5 protein-coding genes are annotated in these 18,178 nt (G+C 62.4%); all 5 read right to left on the reverse strand.

Annotated features, from left to right (window positions below; genetic code table 11):
• Nucleotides 1–40: 40 nt before the first annotated feature.
• The 5 genes from VLA07_RS19360 to gspE all read right to left on the reverse strand — a co-directional run bounded on the left by VLA07_RS19360 (nucleotide 41) and on the right by gspE (nucleotide 18,162).
• A complete protein-coding gene (locus VLA07_RS19360; protein ID WP_333990593.1) occupies nucleotides 41–12,538 on the reverse strand; it encodes a filamentous haemagglutinin family protein in 12,498 nt (4,165 codons plus the stop codon).
• 219 nt (nucleotides 12,539–12,757) lie between these two features.
• Complete coding sequence (locus VLA07_RS19365) at nucleotides 12,758–13,873, reverse strand: substrate-binding domain-containing protein (RefSeq protein WP_330206100.1); 1,116 nt, start codon at nucleotides 13,871–13,873, stop codon at nucleotides 12,758–12,760.
• A gap of 94 nt (nucleotides 13,874–13,967) precedes the next feature.
• Entirely contained in the window at nucleotides 13,968–15,080 is a 1,113-nt protein-coding gene (locus tag VLA07_RS19370) for a substrate-binding domain-containing protein (RefSeq protein WP_333990595.1), read from the reverse strand.
• Nucleotides 15,081–15,544: 464 nt separating this feature from the next.
• Nucleotides 15,545–16,756: a type II secretion system inner membrane protein GspF gene (gene gspF, locus VLA07_RS19375; protein WP_333990597.1), complete on the reverse strand. Its 1,212-nt coding sequence runs from the start codon at nucleotides 16,754–16,756 to the stop codon at nucleotides 15,545–15,547.
• Nucleotides 16,756–18,162, reverse strand: a complete 1,407-nt coding sequence (gene gspE, locus VLA07_RS19380) for a type II secretion system ATPase GspE (RefSeq protein ID WP_333990599.1) — start codon at nucleotides 18,160–18,162, stop codon at nucleotides 16,756–16,758. Before gspE ends, gspF begins: the two co-directional genes overlap by 1 nt.
• Nucleotides 18,163–18,178: the final 16 nt, after the last annotated feature.

An 18,178-nucleotide genomic window follows, 5' to 3' on the forward strand; every position in this document is an offset into this window, starting at 1 on the left:
CGGCCAAAAGGCCGCCCGAAGCGTACTACACGAGAGTCTTTCACAACGTCAGTTGCCCACGCTCCTCTTCGGTCAACTGCTGCTTGGCCTGTTCATCCAGCGCCCCCGCACCCAGCACCTGCACCGGGCTGTTCGGGTTATACCCCGGCGTACGCGCACGACTGGCACCATCACTGCTCGGCGCCAGTTGTTCGTTGCCGAAACTCAGCACCTGCACGGTAAACACCGACGCCTGGTTCTGCCGTGCTGCTGCCTGCTGCTGACGGGCCACGTCCTCAGCGGCCTGGGTTGCCGAAGATGCCGCCGAACTGGCCGAGGTGATCGCCCCGGTGTTCACCGCAGCCACCACCGGTACGCCACTGGTCTTGCCTTGCACGGCGATGTTGGCGGCGTTGACCACGGTCAGCGCGGCGATGTTGACGTTGCCCGAGACACGAATCCCCGCCTCGCCCGCATCGATGGTGCCCAGCGGCGCGATCAGGTCGATGTCGCCGGGTGCGACTTCGGCAATCGGGTTAAGGGTGGCGATACCCGCACCGGTGCTCGGCACCGATGGCGACAGGGTCACGTTGCCCCAAGTGTCATAGACACGTTTCGGCGGGGTGTAGACCACGGTGGTTTTCGAGCCGCGACCGGCGTTGATGTCGCCCTCGGCCGACCAGCCGAGGATCGAGCCGCCGAAGGTGGTCATGATCCGGCTCTGCCCCAGCAGAATGCTGCCCTGCGAGTAGAGCTGAATGTTGCCCGAACCCTGGGTGATAATCCCGGCGGTGGACGGTGGTGCTGCGCCTTCGATGCCGAACACCTGACCGCCGCCCGGCGTGAGCATCTGGATATCGCCGCCGAACAGCGTCTTGACCCCTGCTCCGCCATACAGCGTGATGTCGCCGTCGTAACGCAGCGGATTGCCCGCCACATCGGTGCTCGGGAACAGTGCGGCGATGGCGTTGCGACCGCGCAGATAACTGCCTTTGCGCGGGCCGTCAGCGTCGTTGTATTCCAGGCCGCCAGCGCGCAGTTCGGCGAAGTACACCTGGCGCGCAAAGATCGCCTGCTCGGCACTTGGCAGCGCGGCATAGAACGCCTGTGCCTGCTCCGCGTTGCCGCTGAAGCCGTAGCCGAGCGTCAGCCAGCTCTGCAACTCGTCGAGGTAGGTCTTGACCACTTTGCCCGGCTGGCCGTTGAGAGAGGCATTCGGATCAGCAAGGTTCTGCGGGCTCAGGTAACGGGCGATGAACTTTGTGTAATCCGGCCCCTGCGCGCCTGCGCCCGCCTGCAATACCACGCTGGCACCAGGCCGCAGATCCCCGGCCACTATCGAGCCGAGACTGGTGATGCTGGCGCGGTTTTCCATCAGGATGTTGCGCCCGGCATTGATATCCAGCGTTCCAGGTCCGGCGATATCGAAGCTGCTGTAGAGAATGTCGCGGCCCGCCGAGACGCGCGATACATCTCGCAGGTCATTGTGGACGAACAGGTTGCCGGTGGAGTTGATGCCTTCCCGACCCACGCCCATCTCATCGGGCTGCACGGCTGTCGGTCGACCCAGGTTGGTCCCGGATGCCACGATGTCGCGGCCGGCAATCATCCAGACAGGGCCTGCTGCTTCGTACCAAGTGCGTTTCGAGGTATCGAAACTCAACGTCTCACCACTGCGTATCCCCACCAGATCGCCGGTCAGGGCATAGAACCGTGCCGGCCCTTGCACATCATTCAAACCGGAATAGCTGTCGGGCCCAAAAGCGAACAATGGATAACGCGAATTACCATCCGGTTTAACACCGTCACTGCCGTAGTTGCTGGTGAGTGGCTTGTTGGGGTTATTGCTGGCAAAGGCCAGAAATGACGGCCTGAACGGCGTGGCGATGGCCAGCGGACTGGCACCGGACTGATTGATCGCATAGCCGCCGGCGTAGATCGACTCACCAGCCAACAGTTCGAGCTGTCCGGATGTCGAAGGGGCCAGCAACAGTGAATAAGCGATTGTCCGTGACAAGTCGCGCTCGCTGTAAGCCGCCGAGGGCCCGGCATAAATCGACCCCTGCGCCGCCACCGCCCGAAGAATCGACGGGTACACAAAACGTCCATCGGTGGACGACGAATTGGCACCGCTCACAGGGGTGAGATTGGCGTTTGCCTCGGCCAATTGAGTACTGGGCGTGAGATTGCCCCCAGCGGAAAACAGATCGATGGCCGTGTGGTCGGTCCACAGCGAAAAGCCGCTCAGGATGCCGCCAGTGCGGATATTGCCGTTGTCATCAAGCAGTGGCGTGGCATTGAGCAGGCGCACACGTCCGGGGTCTGCCGCACCGCCCAACACCAGGTCTCCACGGGTACTGAGGCTCATGCCCGAATCGCCGGGAATCAGTATCAGGCCACCGGAGGCATTGCTGGTCGTCGAGGTGAACGGATCCAGCGGTCGGGTTTCACGGACATCATGCAACTGCGAGTTGGCACCGTATTGCAGATTGATGCCGCCCAGTGCCCCTCCGGTCAATTGCGCTGCACCGCGCAAGTTGATCAGTGCGCCTTGCAGGTCGTGCCTCGGCGGCTGAGTCCCGTTATCCCCGGCCCGCGCTTGCAGCGATGGATTGAGTGCGCCGCCGAGGTGAATGTCCATGTCGCCACCGCCGGTCATCTGCACGCTGCCATCGCCGGCGACACGCCCGGTGCTGCCGACGGCAACGATCAGCCCTTGGCTGCGCGGATAATTGACCGCATCGCCCAACGGTCTGAGCATCCCGGCGTCGCCACCGGCACGCAGGCTGATGTTGCCGCCGCCCAGGGTGCCGAATCCGGTGAAGCCGACCAGGTAAGGTTCGGTATTACTGTCAGGCGTCATCAACCGAGTAGCGTAACTGCCAAAGTTGATCCACCACGCTGTGGGCACATCCGGGTTGCCCGTGCCTTGGCGCCACAACCAGTTGCCCACTGACGCACTGGCGATCTGTTCGCGGAAACCGCCATTCACCGATTGTGCTTTCGTGCCGACGGAATCGCCGGAAACCGAGCCACCGGCATTGATTGTCAGGTTGCCGCCCATCTGCGGATACCAGGCCTGATAGAGGCTGTCGCTGCCACCGTCGACCCATTTTTCATAAGCGGCACCGGAGCTGCCCAACACCGAATTGCTGTCCGACAGATGCCCACGTTTCTGGTTGTACAACGGATCGACGTTCGCTGATTGAGTGCCGGCGGTATAAACACCGAACGGTGAATCCATGCTGAGGTCGCCGGCAGCCATCAGATCGAGATCGCCTGTACCGGTGCGCAGCACACTGAACATCTGACTGTGGGCCTTGGCGGTTGTACCGGGATTATTGCCGATGCAGAACTCCGGATAGATTTCACAAAGGATCTGATACTCCTCGGGAACGGGTTCGTAGTCAGGTCCCTGACCATTGCCCGGCGCCCAGACCCAACGTGCCATCGGCACACAGAGCCCTTCCACCTGCGCACAGATCTCCAATTGGTCATCGGGCACAGGGTAATATCCCGGAAGGTCATACGGATTGTCGGGGGCCCACACGAGTATCCCCGTTGCCTGGGTAAGCGTGACACCGTAATGAGTGTCCGCCAGCCGCAGATTGCCATCGGTGGTCACAGGCTTCACGGCACGGCTGTCGGCCGCAGCAAGATCTGCACCCGCCACCACGCGCATCGACCACGACGCACTGCCCGACGGCAGCATGCTGGCCAGCGCCCAGTTCTTGCCCTGTTGTGTGCCGTTGAACGGCCGCAACTCGATCAGCGAAGTGCCTTCGGCGAGCTTCACATCGGTCATCGACGGAATCAGCGAACCGCGCAGCAAGGCCAGTTCGCCCTTTAATTTCACTCCGGAGAACGTAGTCAGGTCTGCATCGTAAACGCTGGGCAACGGCACACCCTTGGGCCAGTTCAGCGCTTGCAGGGCGGTGGCCTTGTTCAAACGGATCCCGGCACCCAGGCGAGTGTCAGCAGGCAACGTCACGCTGTCGCTGAGCAGCGTACCGGCGGCGTACAGCAGATGACCGTTGCTGTCGTGAATCGCCCCCGCCAACACCGTGCCGGCGCTGAAGGTATACGCCTCGTTGAGCACAGCTTGAGTCGGCAGCAACGTGCCACTGGCCAGAACCGCTGGTTGAATCGTCACGTCGTAATTGAGTGTCGCCCCCAGCGGAAACTGCGTGCCCTCGGCCAGCGTCACTCCGCTGCCCGGCACGATCAGATCGCCGCCGAACGGCTGCACACCGGCAATCAGTTTCCAGCCGGCATCGTCCTGGGTTTCCGGCGGCGGCGCGAAGCCGTCATTGATGCTGCCGTAAATATCGAGGTTGCCACCGGCGCGAATCACCAGGCTGCCCGCCTCCCCGGAACCATATACAGAAGGGTTCGGCTGCGTGTGCGGATTGAGGCTGGCGTAACGGTAACCGGACAAATCCAGATCGCCCTCCACCACCAGATCACTGTCAGCCGTCTTGCTGGCGATCTCCACACCGGGCCGCAAATGGAACACATCGGCATACGTGGCGTTGTTCAGCCCGGCGAGTTTGCGTTGCAGCAGATCGTTATTGCCTAGTGCGGCGTTGATAAAGTCATTGCTGTCGCCGTGAATGCGTTCGAGCATGGCCTGATCGATGACTTGATACGCTCGGCCACTGACCGCCGGATCGACACCATCGCGGGCATCGGTGTAGCGGCGCATACCGTTGAGGCCGATGGAGCGAGCGCCCTGAATGGTCAACACACCACTGGCGTCGATGGCGATGTCATTGCTGCCCAGACGCGGCGCGTTCAGCTCCAGCGTACCGCGCAGCATTCCATCGTGTTGCCCGGCAAGGAAACCGGGCACGGCATCAGTGCCGTGGCGCAAATCGATCCGCGCGCCGTTGCCCAGCGTGAGCAAACCATCGCCGGAACTCAGTTCGACCGTGGCACGGTTGGGCGCATCGATGATCTCGCCGTAGCTGTCGACCCGCAGCACGCGACCATGGGCATCGAGCACGCTGCTGCCAGTCAGCGTCAGGCCATTTTTCGCCGACAGACGAATGCTGCCGACACGCTCGCCGCTGGCATCGATCAGACCAGCCACCGTCAGGCTGCCATTGTCCACCGAGACATTGATTTCGCCGGCCTTGAGACCGTCGCCGATCACCAGATTGCCTTGCTTGAGTTGCAGGCTGCGGCTGCCGTACACCTGCCCGGCGTTCAGACGCTGATTGAGCGCGGCGAATTGCTCGGTGGCGTCACCTCCCAGGCGCTGCGCGCGAATGTCCACGCCACCGGCTTTGTACGGCACCAACGTGCCCCCGGCGTCGTAGTAACCGCTGCTGGCGCCGACAATCTCGCCTTGCAGATCGACCATCCCGGCCGCATCGGCCAGCGCGACGACGCTGAGGTTACCGGCCTGATTGTTCTTCGCCGACAGGTCGATCCGCGAGCCCGCAGCCTGACGGATATTGCCGTTGGCGCTGTACAGCGAGACATCGCCGCCCCAGCTGTATTTGCTGACATCGTTGAACGGCAAGGTACGTCCGGCCAAGTCCAGCACCGCACCATTGCCCAGCGTCAAATCGCCCTCGGACTTGACGGTCAGCTTGCCGCTGGCCAAGGCGATACGGCTGTCGAGCACGACATCGCGGGCTTCAAGGTTCAACTCCGCCCCCAAGGCATTGGCCACCCCGGCAGCCCCGGCGCCGCTGAGCGTCAGGCTGTTGCCGGCCTTGAGCAGGCTGACCGATGCCGCCTCACCGGTGAGCAACGGCGTGCGCAGGTTCAGATTGCCGCCACTGTAGCTGTAACCCTTGAGCGGATCGTAGGCGCCCTGCTCCTGATACACCGCCAGGCTGCCCTTGTGATTGGCGGTGATGCGCTCGCTGGCGCTGAGGTTGACGTTGGCAAAACCCAGCGCCAGACGATTGTTCTGATCCAGACCGCTGGCCTGAGGCATCGGTCCGTAACCCAGTTCGATCCGCTGGGCCTGAATGTCCAGCGTGCCGCTGCCGGTGCCCGCACCACCCGTGATGACAGCGCCAGGGCTCTGGGTAGCGCCGTTCCAGATCAGGTTGGCAGTACGAATGCTCGCCACATCGTTGGCATCGCCCAGACCATAGATCGCCGGGGTGACCAGCACCAGGTTCTGCAGTTTGCTCTGACCGGTCTGTGGATCGATCGTGTCGAGGCTCACGCTGCCGTAGAAATTGAAGGCATCGCGGGTGGTCAGGCTCAGGGTTTCCAGCGCTGGCGCGCCATATTGGATGTCGCCACGCAGCAAGCGGTCGAGTACGTTCTGGTTGAGCGTGAGGCCGGCGGGCACGCGGCTGCCCGCCGCTGCAAGTGCTTCGGCGCTGCCGGTATTGACCGAGCCGACCGACAATGCCAGATGACGGGTGCCGAAACGCACCGCTTCACCGAGTTCGAACTGGTTATCCGTGGCAGCAGTGATACTGCCGTTCGAATACAGCAGGGCCGGATTGTTGCACGCACTCGCTGCGCAAGTGCCGATCCGGATGCTGCCCGCGCCGCTGATGCCGCTGGCCGCTTCCGGCGCCAGCACATTGGTCCAGCCGTTGGAAACGACCAACAGGCTGGAACCTTTCGGCTCATAAACGTAACCGGCCAGCGAGTCGTAGGCCACGTTGCCACGCCCCAGCGTATTGATCCCGCCTCCCGCCTCGACCGTGATGCCGCCAAGCGTTGACGTGGTGCGCAGCAAGACTTGCGGCGCGGATAGAATCGCCCCTTCACGCAAGACAATACTTTCACTCGCGCCCAGGAAGCCGATGATGTTAGCGGTCGTGTTGTACAAGACATTCGGCATCGCACCGATGGTCAGCCGCCCCGCGTTGAGGCTGTTGAGCGTGTCGGCGTACAGCGACACGCCGTTGAAACCCGGTGTCGATGCACGGCCCGCACCCAGTATCTCGAAGCTGCTCCCGGCGTTGCCGCCACGTACCACCGCCGTGCCGGCCATGCCGCCCTCGGCAGCCTCGAACAGCGTGCGCCCGTTGAACTGCAAAGCGATGTCTTGCTTGCCGCCGGAGGCCAGGCGCAGATCCAGTGTCTTGCCGTCCATCGGTGCCAGCGCACGCGGCACACCGCGCCGGGCGGCGTCGCTCTGGATGAATTGAGAGAAACCGGTTTCGTTGTACTGCGAGTAACGACGCAACACATCGGCTGACGTGAGAATCAACTGACTGGCCAGGCTGTCACGCAGGCCGGTATTGGCAATCGACATCTGCCCGCTGCTGGTCCATGAACCATTGCGCAGTGGCAACGCCCCCGTTGTCACGCCGGGTGTTGCCTGACCGTTTACCTCAACCCGGAACGCACCAGGCATCAGGGCAAACGTTGACGGCAACAGTGTGTAAGTACCCGCCGCCAACCCCGGCACACCGGCGCCAATAGTGATCTGCTGGCCAATGCGCGGATCGCCCGCACCCGCTTCGGCCAGCATCGGCGCGTAGCTGCTCTGGTTGCCGGGCACGATGGCATACACCGGGTTGCTCGCCAGCCCCGGCAGGCTGAAGGTGCCGTCAGTCGCAGTGCGCACCAGCGGGTTGAAACGTGCATCGGTGGAACCCCCGCGACCGGACACGAAACCGGCGCCACGCAGATCGCCACCGCCGGACAGGTCGATGACCGCACCGCTTTGCACATCGGCGAACTGCGTGCCGATCGACACGCCTGATGTTTCGCCGGAGATGCCGTTGAGCACCACGGATTTGCCGTTATAGCGATAGTCGATACCGTCCGTGGTGCCACCGTAGGGCATGACCAGGCCAGCGCCGCTGACCGAGGTCAAGCTGCCCGGCAAGAGGCGAACCTCGTGAGTGGTGCCGAGCAAATCGTCACCCAATACGATCTTGCCCAGCGGTGCACGCAAGACACCGCCCTGTTCGATGTACGCGGCGGAAAAAATCAGCTTTCCGAATGCCGAGTACGGCACCGCAGTCGGTGCCGCGCCGTGGCCGCTGATCCGCAAGGTGTGTTCGGAAACCGGGACCGCGCCCTGATAACCGGCACGCACCTCAGCCTGAATGCCGGTGGCGGGATAGATCTGCGCCGCACCGAGGTTCAAGTCGCCCGGCGTCCACAGCCTGGTTTTCTCCGCACCATCATTCGGCGCGAGGAAGCGCAGGTCGCCGCTGCTGTCGAGGCTCACCAGACCGAAAGCCCGACGGCTGTATTCAACGGCCGGCGCCTGCCGTTGCAGGATCGAACCCTGAGTCCCGAAGGACAGGCCATTGCCCACGTCCAACAGGTTCGCGGAGGCATTGAACGTCGCGTCGGACAACCGGGTCGTCGGGCCAGGGAGCAGTCGTGGGCGCATCATGCTGAAGCCGGCAAAGTAGGTGCCCACACCCGACAGGCGCAGGTACGGAGCAGTCAAGTCGATCCGTGCCGTGCCTTTGGAATTCTCGGCGAGAGACAGCGCTGCGGCGAACAGACTGAGGCTCTGATTCATGCGCAGATTGACGTCACCGTCAAACGACAACAGGCCGTTGCTCAGCAGGCTGAGATTGTCGAAACCGCCCGTCATCAAGCCATCGGCACTCAAGCGGGCCTGACCGTAACGCAAGCCATCGGCGCCTTCGCCGGGTTGCAGGTTCGCGGGCAGCAGCCCGTTCCCTGCCGCCTGACCAATGATCATTTCCCTCGGTGCCCGCACCGCGTTGCTCGCCGAATCGGAATACAACGGCGTCTCCAGCGCCAGTTCCAGACGACCACCGGCCGCCCCGACGCCACCCGCCGCCGCACGCAAGTTGCCTTCAACGAAAAGACCGTTATAAGAACTCAAACTGATGCGCCCGCCGTCCGTTGCGATACGCGTCGGGCCTTGACCGGCGATATCCAGAACGGCCTCGGTGCCCGAGGCATCCAGCCGCGCGCCCGGACGTACAATCACGTAGGCATCGGCAGCCGTGGCGGTTGCCAGTTTCGAATCGATCTCGCCGCCGATGATGAGGCTGCCGCCCTTGCCGACCTGCCCGTAAGTGCGGCCCAGGGTGTCGGTCGCCGTATTGGCACGCCCGGCGACATCCAGCACGGCCTGCTCGCCGATCCAGATCGAGCGGTCATGTGCGTTCGGATCCGCCGCTTGAATCGAGGTGGCCGGCTGGATCGAGCCGAATTGTTGCTGACGAATATCGATCGTGCCGCCCCAGGCATTGAGTTCACCATCGACGGTGATCTGCCCGGCACCGCGCAGCTTGATACTCTGCCCCAGGTCGACGCTGATGCGCGAGCCACGGCCCAGGGTCAGGGGGCTGTTGGCCGCGTCTATCAGACCGACCAGCGTCGCGCCACCTTGCAGTGTCAGGCTGGCGCCGGCGCGTTGGGTCAGCACGCCCTTGGTCGGGTTTTCCTGGAACAGCGTCGGTGTCCACAGTTCCAGCGCCGTTCGCGGATCGGCGCCACTGACCTGGTTGGGTGCCGCATCACCGAAACGGTACACCGGCAGGGTCACATCAATCGCGGCGCCTTCGGCAACGTCGAGCCCGTTGAGACCGATCAGGTTGTAGGCGGAGAACCCCTTGCCGAACAGGTCAGTGGACAGTTGCAGGGTATTGTCTGCCAGGGCTTTATCCGTCTGGCCGACGAGAATCCTGTTGGCCTGCACCGTCAAGGTGCCGCCGCCCGTGACGCCGTAACCGCGCAGTTCGCCATTGAGGTTCAGATGCGATGTGCCCGGCGCGGAAATGGCACTGGACTCCAGCGTCAGATCACCGCCCTTGCCACCCCGGGTCTTACCGTTAGCGAGCACAGCGCCGCCGGAGGACACATCGAGCAGACTGCCTGCGCCCATATCGATATCGCCACTGCTGCGGATCGACAGCAAACCGCCATTGAAGTACGCCAGACTCGCACCATCATCCGGGTTGGTGCGCAGGTTGCTCCACACGCCACGGGTATCGAGTTGCACACCGTCGGCCACAGTGACTTGCGTCGCCTTGCCGACCTTCGCCGTGAGCCGAGTGTCAGCGGTGTCGCTACTGAGAAACTGATTGAGCACGTTGCCCAGACGCAGGCTACCGCCACGCGCGGTCAGGTCGGCGCCGATCTGCACATCCGGGGAATACAGGGTGATGTCGCCACCGTTATCGACCGTCAGCGCGCCGTCAACAACCACCTGATCCCTGGCTGCAACCTTGAGGGCACCCAGACGGACGCCGTTGAGTTGATCGTTATCGAGATACAACTTGCCCTTGCGCGACTCGGACACTGCGGCGCTCAGGTTCAGATCACCGTCGGCGAGCGGACGCTCGCCACCAATCTGCACCTGATCCAGCGTCGGATTGAGGGTGTAGAGCAGGCCATTCGACGCCGCGACGAAGGTCGGGTCGTAACTGCCGACGATCAACTGCGCCCGCCGGGCCAGCGCGGTCTGGCTCTGCTGATAGCCGTCGAGCAGCGGTTTCGGCGCCTGATTCTGCCGCTCGCCCTGATACACCTCGCCGATCATTTGCCCGTCGAGAACGGCGTTGGCCGTGGCGATCACCAGTTGCCCGGCATCGCGGCCCACGGTGTAACCCGACTCGAAACGCGAGCGCGGGGCAATCAGCGGGCTGTAGTAATAACGGGTCTGGCCCCAGCGTTGGCTGCTGTCTTCATAGCCTTTGTACAGGCCGGTGTAGAGCAGGTCCCCCGGAGCACGCGACACTTCATACAACTTGCCGTCGGCGCCACGCAGCCAGCTCTGGCGGATCTCGCCGCTCTGCACATCCAGAGTGCCGCCGGACAGGTTGATCAACGAACCCTTTTCAGTCACCACGTCGTTGCCGGCAAAGCTCACCGTGCCGCCCTGGGCCATCCACTCGCCGACGCTGTGCCCTTGAGTGCCGAGATAACCGCCGACTTCCAGCAAGCCACCGGCGGTGTACCAGCGATCCGTGGCGTAGCCGTTGGTGCCGGCCGGCACATACACCAGATCGCGCACATCGACCCAGATGTCATTGCTGTTGAGCGCGCCCTTCTCGCGGTTGACCGAGGCATCGCGCTGCTCGTTGCCTTGCACGTTGATCTTGATGCTGTTGTTTTCCATTGCCACTTTGACGCCGAGGGCACCGGATACATCGATCATCGCGCCGTCGCGCACCAGGCTGCGGCGTTGTGCATTGACCGCGACCTGGCCGCCGGTGGCCAGGGTGATCGAGCCATTCTGGAACTCGACACTGCCGCCGCTCTGAATCTCGATACGCGACTGGTCGCCACGGATCCGGTTATTCGCCGTGACGCCCGTCAGCGCGGCCTGATGCTGGCTGTCGAGGGCGGTCAGGTCACTGCTGTCGAGCATGATGGCCGTGGCGCTGCCCTGCCCCAGCGTCACGCTGCCGTTAGCATCGGTGCTCGGGTTGGAGAGGTGAATCGTGCCCCGCGTCGCCACTGACGTGCTGGCGAGCAACACACCGTTCTGCACGACCTCGTGCCCAGCCATTGTGATGTCACCGGTAGACGACTGGATCAGTCCGTTGTTAGTGACTTTGCCCGTAAGGGCACCGGCCTTGAAACCCGGTATGACTTCGTTGCCGAAGGTGGTGGACAGCGCATTGCCTTCGGTGCCCGAGCCTTTGCGGATGTAGAAACGGTCGCCGGCCGCCAGCACGGTCTGGCCCTTGATGGTGTTGATGTTGCCGTCGTTCTGTACGTCGCTGCCGAGCAGCAAGGCATAACCACCGGCAGCGGTGGACGATGCCGGCTTGTGGGTGTCGATGGAGGCACCGCGTTCCACCAGCACCTTGCCTGCGGCATCGGTGAAGGTCGGCTGGGTGCCGGTGCTGTCGAAATACAGCCCACGATCACGGAACTGGATATCGGTGATGCTGGCGGCAGCGGCCACCAGGTTGCGCACGTTGACCTGACTGCTGCCGCTGAACACGATGCCGTTGCGGTTGATCAGCATCACCGTGCCGTCGCCCTTGATCTGGCCCTGGATCTGGCTGGCCCGGGCATTCGGATCGTTGACGCGGTTGAGCACCGCCCAGTTCGACTGCTGGGCGAAATCGACCGTGGTATTGCGACCGACGTTGAAGGTTTCCCAGTTGAGAATGGCCTTGTCGGCGGTCTGCTCGATTGTCACTGTGGTTTTGCCATCGACCTGGGTCTGCTGCGGGCCCTTCGCGTTCTGCCAGCCTTGAGTCAGGCTGTTGTCGACCTTCAAGCCACCCTCGCCCAGGCCGTCCGGCACGAACTGCACCGTGCCCAATGCGGCGGCTCGCCCGGCCGCCTGCGCCGCCTGTTGTGCGGCAATCGCGGCAACCGTGTTGTTCAGCGTCTGAATCGAGCGCTGCAACTGCGCATTGGCCTTCTGCTGCTGGGCCAGCGGCGGTGTCATGCCCGGCAAGCCACCCACGCTCGGACGTGCCGCCGCAGCCTGTTGCGCTGCGCCCTTTGCCGCAAACCAGCCCGAACTGAACGCCGTCTGCGCCTGCGCACTGCCCGCCACCAGACACAACGCCACCGCGTGTGCCAACGGCTTGAGCAGCCAAAGCGACGGCTCGACGGTTTCACGCTTGGAGGACAGAACGTGGGTACGACGACGGGATGGGCGAGCGAGCATCACTACGAGATCCTTTTTGATTGCCACACTTTGGTTGCCAAAGATGCCGCAGGCCTGCAAAAACCTGCTGTTACGTCATAGGCAGTTGGCGGAGGGCGCGACCGAACGGATGTCACACAAACTTCATGTCGGGGGAGTATTCGCGCAATCTGCGGGACGGAATGCCGGGCGAATAAAATGGCGGTCCCATAAAGAGCCCGCCATTGAGTTTCAAGATTTTTAGTTCAGAGGACGGCCAATGCCGTTGCAAACGCTGGGGTTGTTGATATCGAGGTTATTGCCGGTCGTGTTAGTGACGAAGTTGGCGATGACCGCGTTCTTCCAGGCATAAGACATGGCAATGAATTTATGGGCCTGAGTCGCGACGTTGTTGCCGGGAATACTGTAGTGAGCTGCCAGAAAGGCCTTAACTTCCGCTGCAACTGCAGCATCTTTATAGCATTGGCCGAAGATGAAATTGGTGTACCCCGCCAGTTTGTAACCTTGCGTCGGATTGGCTACCACAGGCGACCACCTGGCCGGATTACCCGCATCAGAGAATGTGACCGGTGGACTTAAATATGCCAACGCCGCCAGGACATACGGATTCGTCGGCTGGATGCCATTGATGCGAGCAACAACCGCGTTGCTGGTTGCATCAACGTGGTCCGGGCCGGCATAACCGATGGAACCATCGACAGCGTTTACGGCCTGCACAACATCCTGGTCATATTCCACCGCAACCCAATTTACGGGTATTGAGGAATAGGGTATGCGTGCGACAGTGAATCGCGCATCGATCGCGAACTGCGTTGGGCAGATCGAGTTCAAATGGCGGGTCAGTATCTCCGTATCGCCACTCGCCTCCTTCTGGAAGACAATGCGAATAGCAGTGGTGTCCGAGGTGCCCAGTAGAGAACCCCACGTGGTTTTACTACCCGAAAACACCTCGCACAGCTGATTATCAGACAGGTTCAGCGCAGTCTGGCCAGACTTTCTGTAAGGGATAGCCACCGACGTGATAACCGACGGCAGCTGGATCAATGGACCGTATGAAGCACCATATTGCCTGGAATAGGTCAAAAGTTCCGAGGCAGTCAGAGTGGAGTCACTGGCCGCAAAATGCACCGTCCCGGTTTGACCCAACCGCATGGGATCGTTAGTCAGAAAGGCCTGTTTTCCGTAGCCGCTTCCTGCTGCGGCGTATTTGAAGGTGGCCGGCAATATGCTGTCCCCCGAGCCCGTGTAGAGTTTCGCCGGGATGGTTGCTCCCCCTCCGATCACCGTCACCGCCATCACCTGCCCCGAAACCAGCGCCGCCGACACCAGTGCGGCCACTCCAATACGTTTGAACATGTTCAATCTCCTTATCGAATGCCCCCCAACGGGAGCCAAAAAAAATGACAGCCCCGAAGGGCTGCCACCGTTACAGCTGACTAAACCAACCTGCTTACAAAGGACGACCGATAGCGTTGCAGACGCTGGCGTTGTTGATGTCCAGGTTGTTGCCCGAAGTGTTGGTGATGAAGTTGGCGGTTACAGCGGTTTTCCAGGCGTTAGGCACGGCGACGAACTTGTGGGCCTGGGTCGCAGTGTTGTTGCCCGGGTTGCTGTAGTGCTGGGTCAGGAAGGCTTTGACGTCCGCGGCCACGGCTGCATCCTTGTAGCACTGACCGAAGATGAAGTTGGTGTAGGCAGCCAGTTTGTAACCCGAAGCCGGGTTAGCCACCACTGGCGACCAGTTGGCAGGGTTTGCAGCCTGGGCCGGGGTCGAAGGAGCGGACACCGACGACAGTGCGAGGGTGACGTTGAGCGAAGTTGGCTGAACGCCGTTAACGCGAGCAACAACAGCGTTGCTGGTGGCGTCGACACCGTCCGGACCGACATAACCGATCGAGCCGTCAACCGCGTTCACGGTAGTGGCGACATCAGAAGTGTTGGCGACGCCGACCCAGTTCGACGGCAGTGCCGAACCGGCTGGCAGACGCGCGTTGGTGAAGGTCGAGTTGGTAGCGAACTGAGTCGGGCAGACCGAGTTCAAGTGACGGCTGAGGATTTCCGAAGTGCCGCTGGAAACGTTGCGGTAAACAACACGAATCGGCGTGGTGTCGGTCGTGCCGAGCAGCTGGCCCCAGGTGGTTTTGGCACCGGAGAACGCATCGCACAACTGAGCGCTGGTCAGGTTCAGCGCAGTCTGACCGGCCTTTTTGTACGGGATGGCAACCGAAGTGGCCACCGACGGCAGTTGAATCAGCGGGCCGTACGAAGCGCCGTAGGTGGTGTTGTAGGTGCTGATTTCCGCAGCGCTGAGGATCGAATCGCTACCGGCAAAATGCACGGTGCCGGTGGTGCTGAAGCCGGCCGGGTTGTTGGTCAGGAAAGCGATCTTGCCGGCACCGCTGCCCACGGCGGCGTAGCTGAAGTTGGCAGGCAGGATGCTGTCGGCCGAACCTTTGTACAGAGCGGCTGGCAGAGTGGCGCCACCACCGGTAACGGCCATGGCTTGAGTGGAAGCCAGGGCGGCGACGGTCAGGGAAGCGGCGATCAGAGTGCGCTTGAACATGAAGAATCTCCTTTTCAACGATGGTTGTGAACACAGGTTTTCAGGGGTCTTGCATGACGCTGAAAGACTCACCGCTGACCTTCGCAAGCGGGGTCCGTGGTTAAGTCGCACTGAGAAATTCGCATCTTGCGGTGACAGATAAAGGAAAAAACCTCGGGAGCTGCGCGGGGTTTTTCAGGGAGTTTTCTCGGGTGTTTGCGGGGGATTGAGAGGGGTCTGGATCAGCGGTTTGGCGCAATCAGGCTACAGCCGTTGAAGGCTGGTTGCAGATGACAGAAAGGAGAACCCGAGGATGGGGGGAATCAGGGTCGGGTGAGTATCAGGCTGAAGGGAAAATATTTGAATTTTTTGCTGTTTCGGCCGGCGTCATCGCGAGCAGGCTCACTCCTACAAATTGAAATGCATTACACCTGTAGGAGTGAGCCTGCTCGCGATGACGCCAGACCAGACACCCGAAAAATCAGCTACTGCACCAACTGGTTGATCTCAATGATCGGCAACAACACCGCCATCACAATCACCAGCACCACCCCGCCCATCACCACAATCATCAGCGGTTCGAGCAACGCGGTCATGCCCATCGCCCGCCGTTCGATATCGCGGGACAGCGTTTGCGCCGCACGTTCGAGCATCGGCGGCAGTGCGCCGGTTTTCTCGCCGCTGGCGATCAGGTGAATCAGCACCGGCGGAAACACGTTTTCCACCCGCAACGCCGCCGCGAGGTTCACCCCTTCGCGAACCTTGGCCGTAGCGTCGCTGACACTCAGGCTGAGCCGATCATTGGATAGCGTCTGCCGCGCCGCCTCCAACGCCCGCAACAGCGGCACCCCGGCACCGCCGAGAATCGCCAGGGTCGAGGCGAAACGCGCAGTGTTCAGGCCCAGCACGAACCGTCCGATCAGCGGCAGTTTCAACACCCGATGATGCCAACTCAAACGTGCCGCCGGATTGCGCAGATACAGGCGCCAGCTCCAGAAAACACCGGCGATCAGCGCCGCACACAACCAGCCCCACGCCCGAATGAAATCACTGGCGGTGAGCATCGCCAACGTCAGCCCCGGCAAGTCCTGACGCGCCTGGGAAAACGCACTGACCACCTGCGGCACCACGTAACTGAGCAAGAAAATCACAATGCCGATCGACACCAGCCCGACCACCACCGGATAGATAAACGCGGTGAGGATCTTGCCGCGCAGGTTGTTGCGTTCCTCGATGTAATCCGCCAGCCGCTCCATCACCTGCGCCAGATCACCGGACTCCTCCCCCGCAGCGATCAACGCGCGGTAGATCTCTGGAAAATCCCGTGGCCGCGCAGCCAGCGACTCCGCCAGACGCATGCCGCTGCGCACATCGGCGCGCACCGCACTGAGGGTATGGGCGATGTGTTTTTTCTCGGCCTGCTCCACCGTCGCGCTGAGCGCTGCTTCCAGCGGCAGGCTGGCGCCGAGCAGACTCGCCAGTTGGCGGGTGGCCCAGGCCAGATCGTTGTCCGACATACGCGCACTGAACAGACCTCCGCCGCCATGCTGGGCGACGTTGCTTTCCTTGTGCACCGACAACGCGGTCAAACCACGGCTGCGCAACACGCCGAACGCAGCGCCCTGACTGTCTGCTTCCAGATGCCCGGATTCGATCTTGCCGGTGGCGTCGGCGGCTTCAAAACGATAGCGATTCATCAGGCGTCCCGGGTCACACGGAGGATTTCTTCAGGGGCGGTGGCGCCGCTGCGAATCCAGCGCTCGCCGTCCTCGCGCAGGCTGAACATCCCGGCCTTGGACGCTGCCGCACGCAAGGCCTGCTCCCCTGCCCCTTGGTGAATCAGGGTGCGGATGTCGTCGTCGATGCAGAACAATTCGTGGATGCCGGTGCGGCCGCTGTAGCCGGTATGGTTGCAGGCAGCGCAGCCCACCGGGCGCCAGGTGCCCGGCGCTGCTGAATCTTCCTGTTTGCACTCTTTGCAAAGGCGCCGCACCAGCCGCTGGGCCAGAACGCCGAGCATCGACGAAGCGAGCAGAAACGGCTCGACACCCATGTCGATCAAGCGGTTGACCGCCGACACCGCGTCGTTGGTGTGCAGCGTCGCCAGCACCAGGTGCCCGGTGAGCGAAGCCTGCACGGCGATTTGAGCGGTTTCCAGATCGCGGATTTCGCCGATCATGATGATGTCCGGGTCTTGCCGCAGGATCGCCCGCAATGCCAGGGCGAAGGTCATGTCGATCTTGGCGTTGACCTGAATCTGGCTGATCCCCGGCAAGTCGTATTCCACCGGGTCTTCGACGGTGAGGATGTTGCTGGTGCTGGCATCGAGGCGTGCCAGCGCGGCGTAGAGGCTGGTGGTCTTGCCGCTGCCGGTCGGGCCGGTGACCAGCACGATACCGTGGGGCTGGCGGATCAGGTGATCGAGTCTGGCCAGCACCTGCGCGTCCATGCCGAGGGTTTCCAGGTGCAGACGCCCGGCCTGTTTGTCGAGCAAACGCATCACCACCCGCTCGCCATGCCCGGTGGGCACGGTCGACACGCGAATATCGATCGGCCGACCGGCTACGCGCAACGCGATGCGGCCGTCCTGCGGCAGGCGTTTTTCGGCGATGTCGAGCTGGGCCATGATCTTGATCCGCGACACCAGCGCACCGTGCAACGCCTTGCGCGGCGAGACCACGTCGCGCAGGGTGCCGTCGACCCGGTAGCGCACCACCGAATGGGTTTCGAACGGTTCGATGTGAATATCGCTGGCCTCATCGCGTGCGGCCTGGGTGAGCAAGGCGTTGATCATGCGGATCACCGGCGCGCCGTCCTGAGTGTCGAGCAGATCGGTGATTTCCGGCATGTCCTGCATCAGCCGATCGAGGTCGACTTCGTTTTCTGCTGCGCCAACCACAGCGGCGGCGCTGCCGGTATCGGCATAGGCCGTGGCGAGCAGACCATCGAGTTCGTCGTCGCGCACGCGCTTTAATGACGTTTCACCAAACTGCCGCCGCACCTCGCTGATCGACCAGCCGGGGGTCGATGGGCACACCGTCAGTACCCCGTCGCACAACAGAATGCGCTGGGCCTTGGCCCAGGCGTAGGGCAATGCACTCATCTCTTGAGGCCCCCCA

Origin of the sequence: Pseudomonas sp. S3(2024) (assembly GCF_036861315.1) — a bacterium.
GTDB classification, from domain to species: Bacteria; Pseudomonadota; Gammaproteobacteria; order Pseudomonadales; family Pseudomonadaceae; genus Aquipseudomonas; species Aquipseudomonas putida_A.